Origin of the sequence: Streptomyces sp. NBC_00483 (genome assembly GCF_036013745.1) — a bacterium.
Lineage (GTDB): Bacteria > Actinomycetota > Actinomycetes > Streptomycetales > Streptomycetaceae > Streptomyces.
On sequence record NZ_CP107880.1, the window covers coordinates 7,022,894 to 7,035,607 of the forward strand.

The window sequence follows — 12,714 nt, forward strand, 5'->3', positions numbered from 1 at the left end:
CCGCCGCCCGGTCACTCCGCCGCGGAAACCGACGGCAGGGGTTGTGGCGGGCGCGGGCCTACGTAGTGGCCCGTCGGCCGCATACGGAGAGGGCGTTCGCCGTACTCCTCCAGGGCGTGCGCGATCCAGCCCGTCGTGCGTGCGACGGCGAAGATCGTCTCGCCTGCTTCCGCCGCCATCCCGAACGACGCCGTGAAGGCGGCGAGGGCCAGGTCCACATTGGCGTGCAGGTCCGTGTGGCGGGCAGTGGTCGCCACGACGTCGCGGGCCGCCGCCAGTGCGGGCCGCGCCTGAGGGAGTTCCTCCAGCGCCGCGAACAGCGCCTGTGCGCGCGGGTCCTCGCCCTGGTAGAGGCGGTGGCCGAGCCCGGGCACGCGGCGGCCCGAACGCAGCTCGTCGGCCACCACGGAGCCCGCGCTGCCCCGGTCGAGGACGTCCAGCAGCATCCGGTGGGCCAGACCGCTCGCCGCCCCGTGCAACGGCCCCTCCAGGACGCCCAGGCCCGCCGAGACGGCGGCGTAGGTGTGCGCCCGCGCGGACGCGGCGACGCGAACCGCGAGCGTCGAGGCGGCCAGGTCGTGATCGACCAACAGGGCAAGAGCCATGTCCAGGATGCGCAGTGACGCCTCGTCGGGCTCCCTGTAGGTCAGCCGCCCCCACAGGCGCTGGGCGATCGGCGCGCCGTCCACGTACGTCGTCCGTACGAGGGGCAGCGCGGCCGCGAGGGTGGGGATGAGAGACCGGGCGGCGCCGAGCACGGAGTCCTCGGACAGGTCGTAGCGCAACGGGTCGGCCGTCGCCGCGGCAACGGCCGCCACCCGCAACTGGTCGATGGGGCTGCTGAGTTCGGGCAGGGCGGCCATGGCCTTGCGGGCCGCGGAGAGCGATTCCTTGGGGGCGGTGAACCGGGCGCCGGGGCGCAGCGTTCCCGTCCAGAGCCACTCCGCGACCTCCTCGTACGAGTGGCGGGCCGCGAGCTGGACCGCGTCGACCCCCCGGAAGAAGTACCGGTCGTCGTCGATGAGGGTGATCCGCGTGCGTACCGACAGCTCGCCGGTGCCCGAACCGGCCGTGGTCTCCCGTCTGTTGCGGCGAGCGAGTGCCTCGACCTCGGCGGCGTCGAAGGTGCTGCCGCGTGTGTTCTCCCCACGCCTGCTGGTGAGCTGCCCGCGGCTCACGTACGCGTACACCGTCTCGGGCTTCACGCCGAGCAGCTCGGCGGTCTCCTTGGTGGTCAGGCGGCGGGCCCGCTGTGTCGGCGCAGGTTCTTGATCCCTCATGCGCGTCACCGTATCCGGATCGCCATGCATTGATTCAATCAATATTGACAGTTATTGAGTCAAGCATGGACAGTCGAATCAAGTCCAGGGAGGAAACATGCCGATCAACGGGAGCACGGCCGCCACGGCCGTCGACGTACCGCGCGGGCTCGCCGGTGTCGTCGTCACCGACACCGAACTCGGGGATGTCAGGGGGCGGGAGGGCTTCTATCACTACCGCCAGTACTCCGCCGTCGAGCTCGCGGAGACCCGTGGTTTCGAAGACGTGTGGCACCTGATGCTCCATGGTGAGCTGCCCGGCGCCGAGCGGTCCGCGGCCTTCGCGCGGGAGACCGCCGGGCAGCGCGGGCTGCCCGAGGACGTGCGGGCCGCGCTGCCGGCGATCGCCCGGGCCGGTGCGGTCTCGGGGCCGCTCGCCGGGCTGCGGACGGCGCTCTCGCTGTTCGGCGCCTCACGGGGCTTTCGACCCGTGTACGACATCGACCCGGAGCGGCGCCGCGCGGATGCGGTGGCGGCAACGGCCGTGGTCCCCACGATGCTCACCGCACTGCACCGGCTCGGTGAGGGGCTCGAGCCCGTGGAGCCGCGCGAGGATCTCTCGTACGCGGCCAACTACCTGTACATGTTGACGGGTTCGGAGCCCGACCCCGCGCATGCACGAGCCATCGAGCAATACCTGATCTCAACCATTGATCACGGATTCAATGCGTCAACGTTCACGGGTCGTGTCATCGCGTCGACCGGAGCGGATGTCGTGGCCTCTCTGGTCGGGGCGGTCGGAGCGTTGTCCGGGCCGCTCCATGGCGGGGCGCCCAGCCGTGCGCTCGACACCCTGGACGCGATCGGCACACCGGACCGCATCGACTCCTGGATCCGGGAACGGGTGCTCGCGGGTGAGCGGATCATGGGCTTCGGCCACCCCGTCTACCGCACGGAGGATCCGCGCTCGCGCATGCTGCGTGGAATCGCGGAGCGGTTCGGCGGCCCGCTGGTGGACTTCGCGGTCCAGGTCGAGCGCCAGGTGGAGGCGATCCTCGCGGAGCTGAAGCCGGGCCGCGAACTGCACACGAACGTGGAGTTCTACGCGGGCGTGGTCATGGAGCTGTGCGGACTGCCACGCACCATGTTCACGCCGACGTTCGCGGCGGCCCGGGTCGTCGGCTGGAGCGCCAACATCCTTGAACAGTCCGAGGATTCAAAGATCATCCGCCCTGCGGCGCGGTACGTGGGGATGGAGCCGCCGGTGGCGGTTCCACCGGCGGTCTGATGGCGTGCAACGGCCGCCGACCGGATCTGCGGTCGGCGGCCGTCGTGCATGCGACATGGTGCGCCCTAAGGGGTATCTGTCAGGCGTCGGGGATGTCCTGCTTGGCGCGCAGCAGCGTCTCTCGGTTCACGATGACGATGCGCTCGTAGTCGGCGACCCCGGCGTCCGGGGGAAGTTCGTGTCTGAGGTCCGCGGTGGCTTCTGTCCCGATCACGGCGAAGTTCCCATCGCTGAGTTCGAAGACATCGGGGCAGGTGGCGCCAGAACTGCTTCCGCGTGCGCTCGGGGGCACCCCGATGCGGCGTACGATCTTCAAGGGAACCGGATTCCTTCTCGGGGCGACGTTACGTCGCAACATTAGTGCGCCTGATGACGCGTGAGGATACCGATTCGCCTCCCGCCAGGGGGAGTTGTTGCGCAACTTCACCGCTTCGGGGGAACCTTGTCAGTCCGACGGCGGTTCGCCCACTACCCACCATTCCTCGTTGTCCGCTGCGGCCTCGAGCTCGTGGAACAGTGTCTCCGCCATGCGGCCGATCTCCGCCTCGCTGGACGAGGGGTCCAGTGACGCCCGGTGGGGGCGCGTGGCCTCCCAGTACTCGCGCACGTACGGGCTTTGGAACAGTTCGCGCAGCCTGCCGAAGAGTTCACGGTGGTCGTACAGGCCGGATTCGTAGAGGTGGAAGGCGTTGACGTACCAGAGGTTGGCGTACATGTACTGGCGTCGCTTCTGCGGCGTAAGGTCCAGGCCGTAGTTGTCGATCACGACGGCGAGTTCGGGGTCGTCGAGCGCCTTGCTCAGCAGCTCCCAGTGCATGCGCTGTTGATGCGCGCGGGCCAGACGGCGGCGTTCCTCCGACGCCCACTTCGGGCCCGGGCCGAAGCGATGCCACAGATGTGTCGCGGTGCCACCCGCGAGTCCGCCCACGGCAGCGGCGACTACCGTCCGGCATATCCCTTGACTCTGTGTGGTCATGTCAACCCCCGATTCAGGCGACCGTGCGCCGGTCGTCGGATGAGGGGCGACGGAGACGGAAACCGGCGGCGGTGGGCGGCGCGCTTGCCGACTCCCAGGGTGCTGAGCGGCTCTGATCGGCGGGAGGCGGAGAGGAGGCGCACGGGTGGATGCTCAGTTCGCGAAAACCGGCGCCATGTCCAACGTGTGCCCAGCGGGCGCCGTTAGCAATCGTTCACTTCGCGGCCTTTCCACCCGCTCGTATCCTGGGGCGGCATTCATTCTTCGTACGAGAGCCGGACCCCGAACCGGCGTGCGCTGCGGCGCACGCCGCGGCGCGATCCGGTGTGAGAGAGGTCGCGTTGAGCAAGGCCAGCCCGCAGCAGATCCCCGTCGTCGTCCTCGCCGGCTTCCTGGGGTCGGGGAAGACCACCTTGCTCAATCATCTGCTGCACCGCAGCGGCGGCACCCGGATCGGGGCGATCGTCAACGACTTTGGGTCGATCGAGATCGACGCCATGGCGGTCGCCGGACAACTGGGCGACTCGACGGTCGCGCTCGGCAACGGATGTCTGTGTTGCGCGGTGGATGCCAGTGAACTTGACGTGTATCTGGAGAAGTTGACTCGGCCTGTCAATGACATGCATGCCATTGACGTCATCGTGATCGAGGCGAGCGGCATCGCTGAGCCTCAAGAACTCGTGCGCATGGTGCTGGCCAGCGACAACCCGCGGATCGTGTACGGAGGGTTGATCGAGGTCGTCGACACCGCCGAGTTCGACGCCACCCGCGAGAAGCACCCCGAGGTGGAGCGGCACCTGGGGATCGCGGACCTCGTCGTGGTGAACAAGGGCGATCGCGTCGGCCCGGACGAGCGTGAGCGGGTCCTGGGCGCCGTGCGGGCCGCGGCCGGCCGGGCCGCCGTTGTCTCCGCGTCGTACGGGCGCATCGACCCGGCGCTGCTCTTCGACTGCCGCCCCACCGGGGAGCGGATCGGGCAGCTGTCCTTCGACGATCTGCACCGGCATGACGACGGTGTCGAGGATGACGAGGATGACGACCAGGGCAGCCGCGCGGCGCACGACACGCATCTGCACGCCGCCTACGACAGTGTCGCGTTCAGCTCCGAAGTGCCCATGGACCCCCGCCGGCTGACCGCGTTCCTCGACAGCAGGCCCGAGGGGCTCTACCGCATCAAGGGATATGTCGACTTCGGCGCGGGCGACACGGGCAACCGGTACGCCGTGCATGCCGTGGGGCGCTTCCTGAGGTTCTACCCGGAGCCGTGGCCGAGCGAAGAGGAGCGCCTCACCCAGCTCGTCCTGATCGGATCCGGCATCGACACGACCGACCTCGGCAAGCAGCTCGACGCCGCCAAGAGCGACGCCCCACACACCGTGGACGAGCAGGGCATGTGGGGCGTTCTCCGCTACGTGCAGGACAAGGGCGAGGCGGAGGAGGTCGCGGACTACGTCGACCCCCAGGCCGACCTCGCTCCTGACCCGCTCCCGCGTTCCTAGACCGGACCCGCCGTCGACGCCACCGTCTTCGGCAGCGACACGCCCGAACCGTCGCGGCGCGGGTCCATCTCGGGCAGCTCGGCCGGCGTGCCGTTCTTCTGCGCCGCACGCGCGGGTGCCGGCCCGGCCCAGGCCAGGCTCAGACAGTCCTCGCCCTTCAGGAAGCGCTGACAGCGGACGCCGCCCGTGGCACGCCCCTTCCTCGGGTACTGGTCGAACGGCGTGAGCTTGGCCGTCGTCTGCACCGAGTCGTCCAGCGTGCCGCGCGATCCGGCCACGGTGAACACCACCGCGTCGACCGCCGGGTCGATCGTGGTGAACGAGATGACCTTCGCTCCTGTCGCCAGCTTCACGCCGGACATGCCGCCCGCCGCGCGGCCCTGCGGGCGCACGATGGAGGCCTGGAAGCGCAGCAGCTGTGCGTCGTCCGTGATGAAGACCAGGTCTTCCTCACCGGTGCGCAGCTCCGCGGCGCCGACGATGCGGTCACCGTCCTTGAGGGTGATGACCTCCAGCTCCTCCTTGTGGGACGGATAGTCGGGCACCACGCGTTTCACGATGCCCTGTTCGGTGCCGATCGCCAGACCGGGCGAGGACTCGTCCAGGGTCATGAGACACACGACCGTCTCGTCCGCCTCCAAGGAGGAGAGGAACTCGGAGACCGGGGCGCCTCCGGAGAGATTCGGCGCGGAGGCCGAGTCCGGGAGCTGAGGCAGGTCGACCACGTTCAGGCGCAGCAGGCGTCCTTCGGACGTGACGGCGCCGATCTCGCCGCGAGTCGTCGCGGGGACCGAGGAGACGATCACGTCGTGCTTCGTGCGCTTGGTGTCCTCACCTTCGGTGAAGGGATCGCCGTTCGCCGTACGGGCGAGCAGCCCGGTCGAGGAGAGCAGCACGCGGCACGGGTCGTCGGCGACCTGGAGCGGAACCGCCGACACCGGGGCGCCGGCCGACTCCAGGAGCACCGTGCGCCGGTCGTCGCCGAACTTCTTGGACACGGCGGCCAGTTCGGTGGAGACCAGCTTGCGCAGCTCGGAGTCGGAATCGAGGATGCCGGTCAGCTCGTCGATCTCGCCGTTGAGCTTGTCGCGCTCCGCGTCCAGCTCGATGCGGTCGAACTTGGTGAGGCGGCGCAGCGGCGTGTCCAGGATGTACTGCGTCTGGATCTCGCTCAGCGAGAAGCGCTCGATCAGGCGCTCCTTGGCCTGCGCGCTGTTGTCGCTGGAGCGGATGATGCGGATGACCTCGTCGATGTCCACCAGGGCGACGAGGAGGCCCTCCACCAGGTGGAGCCGGTCCTGCTTCTTGCTGCGGCGGAACTCGCTGCGACGGCGCACCACGTCGAAGCGGTGGTCCAGGTAGACCTCGAGGAGTTCCTTGAGGCCGAGGGTGAGCGGCTGGCCGTCCACCAGCGCCACGTTGTTGATGCCGAAGGACTCCTCCATGGCCGTCAGCTTGTAGAGCTGCTCCAGGACGGCCTCCGGCACGAAGCCGTTCTTGATCTCGATGACCAGGCGCAGGCCGTGCTCGCGGTCCGTGAGGTCCTTGACGTCGGCGATGCCCTGGAGCTTCTTGGAACCGACCAGTTCCTTGATCTTCGAGATGACCTTCTCGGGGCCGACCGCGAAGGGCAGCTCGGTGACGACGAGGCCCTTGCGGCGCGCCGTCACGTTCTCCACGGAGACCGTCGAGCGGATCTTGAACGTGCCGCGGCCCGTCTCGTACGCGTCCCTGATGCCGGACAGGCCGACGATCCGGCCGCCCGTCGGAAGGTCGGGCCCCGGAACGTACTTCATGAGCGTGTCGAGGTCGGCGCCCGGGTGCCGGATCAAGTGCCGCGCGGCGGCGATCACTTCACCCAGGTTGTGCGGCGCCATGTTCGTCGCCATGCCGACCGCGATGCCCGACGCGCCGTTCACCAGCAGGTTCGGGTATGCCGCCGGGAGGACGAGCGGCTCCTGCTCCTGGCCGTCGTAGTTCGCGACGAAGTCGACGGTGTTCTCGTCGATCGACTCCGTCATGAGGGACGCGGCGGCGTCCGGGCGGCACTCGGTGTAACGCATGGCGGCCGGGCGGTCGTCATTGCCCAGGGAGCCGAAGTTCCCGTGCCCGTCCACCAGCGGGACGCGCATGGAGAACGGCTGGGCGAGGCGCACCAGGGCGTCGTAGATCGACGAGTCGCCATGGGGGTGCAACTTACCCATGACCTCGCCGACGACGCGGGCGCACTTCACGTAGCCGCGCTCGGGGCGCAGGCCCATCTCGTTCATCTGGTAGACGATCCGACGGTGGACGGGCTTCATCCCGTCGCGGGCGTCGGGCAGGGCGCGTGAGTAGATGACCGAGTACGCGTACTCCAGGTAGGAGCCCTGCATTTCGTCGACCACGTCGACGTCGAGGATCTTCTCCTCGAAGTCGTCGGGCGGCGGGGTCTTCGTGCTGCGGCGGGCCATCGCTGCTGCGGCTCCTTCACCTACAAGAACGGTTACATGAACGGGAACTGTCGCGGACCATTGTGGACCGCCGCACTGACAACGCCGCTCGCGGCCCTTCAGTACCGGGTGTCGCAGGGCACCGAGAGGGCCGCCTGCTCGCTCACGGCGTAGCCCAGGCGGGAACTTCGCCAGGTGCCAGCACGCTTGCATACAGTGGCAGCACTCGCAGCAGTTCAGTGTTCCAGGACCTGCCGCAGTCCAGAGCTCACCGCGAATTCGCGTTGCACCGCGATCGAAGGGACGTACATGCCCATGGGTCACACGGCCACCGCCGAGGCCGGCTCCGGCGGCCTGACAGCGACCGAGCACCGGCTGGCCAACGGCCTGCGCGTGGTGCTCTCCGAGGATCATCTGACCCCGGTCGCGGCGGTCTGCCTCTGGTACGACGTCGGCTCGCGCCACGAGGTCAAGGGCCGTACGGGCCTGGCTCACCTCTTCGAGCACCTGATGTTCCAGGGCTCGAAGCAGGTGCACGGCAACGGGCACTTCGAGTTCGTCCAGGGCGCGGGCGGCTCGCTCAACGGTACGACGAGCTTCGAGCGCACCAACTATTTCGAGACCATGCCCGCCCACCAGCTGGAGCTCGCGCTGTGGCTCGAGGCCGACCGCATGGGCTCGCTCCTCACGGCCCTCGACGACGAGTCGATGGAGAACCAGCGGGACGTCGTGAAGAACGAGCGGCGCCAGCGCTACGACAACGTGCCCTACGGCACGGCGTTCGAGAAGCTGACCGCCCTCATGTACCCCGAGGGGCACCCGTACCACCACACGCCCATCGGCTCCATGGCCGACCTGGACGCGGCCACCCTTGAAGACGCGCGGAACTTCTTCCGCACCTACTACGCGCCCAACAACGCGGTGCTGTCGATCGTCGGCGACATTGACCCGGAGCAGACGCTGGCCTGGGTCGAGCGGTACTTCGGCTCCATCCCCGGCCATGACGGCAAGCCCGCCCCGCGCGACGGTGCCCTCCCGGAGGTCATCGGCGAGCAGCAGCGCGAGGTCATCGAGGAGGAGGTGCCGGCGCGTGCCCTGATGTCGGCCTACCGGCTCCCGCTGGACGGCACGCGCGCGTGCGACGCCGCCGACCTCGCCCTCACCGTCCTCGGCGGCGGCGAGTCCTCGCGCCTGTACAACCGGCTCGTACGCCGTGACCGCACCGCCGTGGCGGCCGGTTTCGGCCTGTTGCGCCTCGCCGGAGCGCCCTCGCTGGGCTGGCTGGACGTGAAGACCTCCGGAGACGTCGAGGTGCCGGTCATCGAGGCCGCCGTCGACGAGGAGCTCGCCCGGTTCGCCGAGGAGGGCCCGAGCCCTGAGGAAATGGAGCGCGCCCAGGCCCAGTTGGAGCGCGAGTGGCTGGACCGCCTGGGCACGGTCTCCGGGCGCGCCGACGAGCTGTGTCGCTACGCCGTCCTGTTCGGCGACCCGCAGCTCGCCCTGACCGCCGTGGGACGCGTTCTGGACGTGACCGCGGAGGAGGTCCAGGAGATCGCCAAGGCGCGCCTGCGTCCCGACAACCGCGCGTCCCTCGTGTACGAGCCGACCGCGCCCGCCGACACCGAGAACGCCGAGATCGCTGAGGAGGCGGGCCAGTGACCGAGCAGCTCGCGAACATGGACTTCCACCCGCGGCCGCAGGCGGGCGAGCCCAAGCCCTGGGCGTTCCCGGCCCCGGAGCGCGGCGCGCTCCCCAACGGCCTGACGGTGCTGCGCTGCCACCGGCCGGGACAGCAGGTCATCGCCGTGGAGGTGCACCTGGACGCACCGCTTGACGCGGAACCGAAGGGCCTCGACGGCGTCTCGACGATCATGGCGCGTGCCTTCAACGAAGGCACGGACAAGCACTCCGCCGAGGAGTTCGCCGCCGAGCTGGAGCGCTGCGGCGCCACGATGGACGCGCACGCCGACCACCCCGGCGTCCGTGCCTCCCTCGAAGTGCCGGCCTCCCGCCTCTCCAAGGGCCTCGCCCTCCTGGCCGACGCCCTGCGGGCCCCCGCCTTCGACGACAGCGAGATCGAGCGCCTCGTCCGCAACCGCCTGGACGAGATCCCGCACGAGGCCGCCAACCCGGCCCGGCGCGCCGCCAAGGAGCTCTCCAAGCAGCTCTTCCCGGCCGACGCGCGCATGTCGCGCCCGCGCCAGGGCACCGAGGAGACCGTCTCGGCCATTGACGCGGCGGCCGTGCGCGCCTTCTACGACCGGCACGTACGCCCCGCCACCGCCACGGCCGTCGTCGTGGGCGACCTGACGGGCATCGACCTGGACGCCCTCCTCGCCGACACGCTCGGCGCCTGGACCGGCGACACCGCCGAGCCGCGCCCCGTGCCGCCGGTCGTCGCCGACGACACCGGCCGCGTGATCATCGTGGACCGTCCCGGTGCCGTGCAGACGCAGTTGCTCATGGGCCGGGTCGGACCGGACAAGCACGACCGTGTGTGGGCCGCGCAGATCCTCGGCACGTACTGCCTGGGCGGCACTCTCACGTCGCGCCTGGACCGCGTCCTGCGCGAGGAGAAGGGCTACACCTACGGAGTGCGGTCCTTCGCCCAGGTGCTGCGCTCCGCGCCCGACGGCAGCGGCGCCGCGATGCTCGCCATCAGCGGCTCGGTGGACACTCCGAACACCGGGCCCGCGCTCGACGACCTGTGGAAGGTCCTGCGCACGCTGGCGGCCGAGGGGCTCACGGATGCCGAACGGGACACCGCCGTACAGAACTTGGTGGGTGTGGCCCCGCTGAAGTTCGAGACCGCCGCGGCCGTCGCGAGCACCCTCGCCGACCAGGTCGAGCAGCACCTGCCCGACGACTTCCAGGCGCAGGTGTACCGGCAACTGGCCGCCACGGGCACCGTGGAGGCCACGGCCGCCGTCGTGAGCGCGTTCCCGGCGGATCGCCTGGTGACGATCCTGGTGGGTGACGCCGCGCAGATCGAGGAGCCGGTCAAGGCGCTCGGCATCGGCGAAGTCACGGTGGTCGCGGGCTGAGTTCCTCTCCCGCGGCACACCACGAAGCCCCGGCGCCGGCATCGGCCGCCGGGGCTTCGTGGCGTCCGTCACGATCATCTTCAATCACCACACGATCACAAATGTCCGAATTGATGTAGTGGTTGCCTGTCTGCCCTGTGGCGTGCACTACAAAAGCCGGGTTCTGTTTGTCGATCCAAAGACGCCCCGCTTAGCGTTCCCTCCGGCTGTCCGCCAGACGTACGTCGCGCCCGCGACACCGGACAGTCATCGCCGAGTCCCCATGGTGCGAGCCAGGGGAGCCGGGGACCCACCGAAGTCCCTGGGGTGAATCGGGCGCTCTTCCCGTAAGGGGAGGGGGCCTGTAGGAGACCTTCCTGCTCCGAACCCGTCAGCTAACCCGGTAGGCGAGAAGGAAGGAAAGGATCAGCCACTTCATGGCGTTCACCCGTGCCACCGGGAAGCACCGCCGTCCCAGCCGCCTGACGCGTACCACCGCTCAGGTCGCCGGCGTCGCCGCAATCACCACGACGGGCGTGGTGGGTGGCCTCGCCGCCCCCGCACTCGCCGCCGACACCGCGATAGCCCCGCACGACGGCCTCACGCAGGCCGTGGCCATCGGCGACTCCCTGGCCGAGCAGATCGACGCGCAGGCCACCGCGCAGCAGAAGGCCGCCGCCAAGGCGAAGGCCGAGGCCGAGGCCAAGAAGAAGGCCGAGGAGGCCAAGCGCAAGGCCGAGGCGGAGGCCAAGAAGCGGGCAGCCGAGAAGGCCCAGAAGGAGCGCGAGGCCAAGGAGCGCGCCGCCCGCGAGGCCGAGCGCAAGCGCCTGAACAGCTTCGTGTCGCCGATCTCCGGCTCGTACGTCTCCACCGCCTACCAGGCCGGCAGCGGACTGTGGTCCTCCGGTAGCCACACCGGCATCGACTTCCACGCCTCCAGCGGCACTTCGGTGCACGCGGTCGGCATGGGCACCGTCGTCGAGGCCGGCTGGGGCGGCTCGTACGGCAACAACGTCGTGATCAAGATGAAGGACGGTACGTACACCCAGTACGGTCACATGTCCTCGATCGGCGTCTCCGTCGGCCAGGACGTCACCCCCGGCCAGCAGATCGGCCTCTCCGGCGCCACCGGCAACGTGACGGGCCCGCACCTCCACTTCGAGGCCCGCACCGGCCCCGACTACGGCTCGGACATCGACCCCGTCGCGTACCTGCGCCAGCACGGTGTGAACGTCTGACCCGTCAGGCACACTCCACGAAAGCCCCGGCTCACCGAGCCGGGGCTTTCGCGTGCGCGGGTCTGCACTGTCCAAAAAATATCCCTGGATTCAGTTCCCTCGTCGGAAATTCAAGTCCGGTGGAATAGAGTCACCGGGTAAACGTTCCGGCCACGTGTCATTCGCGCTTGACCGGGCGTCAATCGACCGCGTATCGCGGGCATTGAGGCGGAGGTCGAGTCATGCGCATTCCCGCGCAGTCGGTATGCACAGCGATCCGCGACGACATCGTCGCCGGCGTCTACGAGCGCGGCGGCAGGCTCACCGAGGAACTGCTCGCGCGTCGCTACGGGGTCTCGCGCGTGCCCGTCCGCGAGGCGCTGCGGACCCTGGAGGCGGAGGGGTTCGTCGTCACGCGCAGGCACGCGGGCGCGTGCGTGGCCGAACCCACCGAGCGGGAGGCGGCCGACCTCCTGGAGATCCGCATGCTGCTCGAACCCATGGGCGCCGCCCGCGCCGCGCAGCGCCGCACCGAGGCTCACCTCAAGGTGCTGCGTGGCCTGGTCAGGCTGGGGCAGGAGCGCTCCCGGCGAGGTCAGAGCGAGGATCTGCGCTCCCTCGGCAGCTGGTTCCACGAGACGCTCGCCCAGGCCTCCGGCAGCCCCGGCCTGATCACCCTGCTCACCCAGCTCCGCCACAAGATCGCCTGGATGTACGCCGTGGAGAGCCCGGCCCGGCCGGCCGAGTCCTGGGCCGAGCACGGCGCCATCGTCGACGCCGTGGCACGGGGCGACGCGGAGCGTGCCCGCGCCCTGGCCACCCTGCACGCGGAGCGCGCGACGGCCGCCCACAGGCTGCGCGTCCCCCGCGCGGGCGAGCATGTGAGGACTTCGCAACATGCAGTCAACACAGTGGGGCGTCAGGTTTAACAACAGCGCCGTATACAAAGAAGTGCACTATTCGGTGAATGGGTTGAACGAGGCGCGGATGAATTCCCGCTGCCTATTTCCTGCCGCCCAT

The 12,714-nt window shown here is 69.6% G+C and carries 10 protein-coding genes and 1 riboswitch; of the genes, 6 read left to right on the forward strand and 4 right to left on the reverse strand.

Going from position 1 to position 12,714, the window contains the following annotated elements; genetic code table 11:
- Positions 1-11: 11 nt before the first annotated feature.
- Positions 12-1,280: a citrate synthase family protein gene (locus OHA73_RS31575; protein ID WP_327656708.1), complete on the reverse strand. Its 1,269-nt coding sequence runs from the start codon at positions 1,278-1,280 to the stop codon at positions 12-14.
- Positions 1,281-1,377: 97 nt separating this feature from the next.
- Here OHA73_RS31575 and OHA73_RS31580 point away from each other — a divergent pair, with 97 nt between their 5' ends.
- A complete protein-coding gene (locus OHA73_RS31580; protein ID WP_327656709.1) occupies positions 1,378-2,547 on the forward strand; it encodes a citrate synthase/methylcitrate synthase in 1,170 nt (389 codons plus the stop codon).
- 79 nt (positions 2,548-2,626) lie between these two features.
- Here the strand turns inward: OHA73_RS31580 and OHA73_RS31585 are convergent, their stop codons facing one another.
- Both OHA73_RS31585 and OHA73_RS31590 read right to left on the reverse strand, forming a co-directional pair.
- Positions 2,627-2,863 (reverse strand): hypothetical protein, encoded by a 237-nt coding sequence (locus OHA73_RS31585; RefSeq protein ID WP_327656710.1) that lies wholly within the window; start codon positions 2,861-2,863, stop codon positions 2,627-2,629.
- A 129-nt stretch (positions 2,864-2,992) separates the two neighbouring features.
- On the reverse strand, positions 2,993-3,523 hold the full coding sequence (locus OHA73_RS31590; RefSeq protein ID WP_327656711.1) for a DUF6082 family protein: 531 nt from the start codon (positions 3,521-3,523) through the stop codon (positions 2,993-2,995).
- Between the two features lie 341 nt (positions 3,524-3,864).
- On the opposite strand from OHA73_RS31590, the gene OHA73_RS31595 reads away from it, so the two are divergent.
- Positions 3,865-5,022, forward strand: a complete 1,158-nt coding sequence (locus tag OHA73_RS31595) for a CobW family GTP-binding protein (protein ID WP_327656712.1) — start codon at positions 3,865-3,867, stop codon at positions 5,020-5,022.
- Here OHA73_RS31595 and OHA73_RS31600 read toward each other — a convergent pair.
- Positions 5,019-7,475 carry a DNA gyrase/topoisomerase IV subunit A gene (locus OHA73_RS31600; protein WP_267068915.1) on the reverse strand — a complete coding sequence of 819 codons (2,457 nt, stop codon included), beginning with the start codon at positions 7,473-7,475 and terminating at the stop codon, positions 5,019-5,021. The two genes, OHA73_RS31595 and OHA73_RS31600, sit on opposite strands and share 4 nt — an antisense overlap.
- A 294-nt stretch (positions 7,476-7,769) precedes the next feature.
- Between OHA73_RS31600 and OHA73_RS31605 the strand changes: the two genes are divergently transcribed.
- The 4 genes from OHA73_RS31605 to OHA73_RS31620 all read left to right on the forward strand — a co-directional run bounded on the left by OHA73_RS31605 (position 7,770) and on the right by OHA73_RS31620 (position 12,623).
- Complete coding sequence (locus OHA73_RS31605; RefSeq protein WP_327658560.1) at positions 7,770-9,113, forward strand: M16 family metallopeptidase; 1,344 nt, start codon at positions 7,770-7,772, stop codon at positions 9,111-9,113.
- Between the two features lie 17 nt (positions 9,114-9,130).
- Positions 9,131-10,498 carry a M16 family metallopeptidase gene (locus OHA73_RS31610; RefSeq protein WP_266718943.1) on the forward strand — a complete coding sequence of 456 codons (1,368 nt, stop codon included), beginning with the start codon at positions 9,131-9,133 and terminating at the stop codon, positions 10,496-10,498.
- Positions 10,499-10,738: 240 nt separating this feature from the next.
- A riboswitch (cyclic di-AMP (ydaO/yuaA leader) is annotated at positions 10,739-10,902 on the forward strand.
- Positions 10,903-10,914: 12 nt separating this feature from the next.
- A complete protein-coding gene (locus tag OHA73_RS31615; protein ID WP_266714978.1) occupies positions 10,915-11,715 on the forward strand; it encodes a M23 family metallopeptidase in 801 nt (266 codons plus the stop codon).
- Between the two features lie 221 nt (positions 11,716-11,936).
- Positions 11,937-12,623, forward strand: a complete 687-nt coding sequence (locus OHA73_RS31620; protein WP_266714979.1) for a GntR family transcriptional regulator — start codon at positions 11,937-11,939, stop codon at positions 12,621-12,623.
- Positions 12,624-12,714 lie beyond the last annotated feature (91 nt).

Coding starts and splice junctions, on each gene's coding strand:
- OHA73_RS31575 (WP_327656708.1), bottom strand. CDS start 1,280: ATGAGGGATCAAGAACCTGCGCCGACACAGCGGGCCCGCCGCCTGACC.
- OHA73_RS31580 (WP_327656709.1), top strand. CDS start 1,378: ATGCCGATCAACGGGAGCACGGCCGCCACGGCCGTCGACGTACCGCGC.
- OHA73_RS31590 (WP_327656711.1), bottom strand. CDS start 3,523: ATGACCACACAGAGTCAAGGGATATGCCGGACGGTAGTCGCCGCTGCC.
- OHA73_RS31600 (WP_267068915.1), bottom strand. CDS start 7,475: ATGGCCCGCCGCAGCACGAAGACCCCGCCGCCCGACGACTTCGAGGAG.
- OHA73_RS31605 (WP_327658560.1), top strand. CDS start 7,770: ATGGGTCACACGGCCACCGCCGAGGCCGGCTCCGGCGGCCTGACAGCG.
- OHA73_RS31610 (WP_266718943.1), top strand. CDS start 9,131: ATGGACTTCCACCCGCGGCCGCAGGCGGGCGAGCCCAAGCCCTGGGCG.
- OHA73_RS31615 (WP_266714978.1), top strand. CDS start 10,915: ATGGCGTTCACCCGTGCCACCGGGAAGCACCGCCGTCCCAGCCGCCTG.
- OHA73_RS31620 (WP_266714979.1), top strand. CDS start 11,937: ATGCGCATTCCCGCGCAGTCGGTATGCACAGCGATCCGCGACGACATC.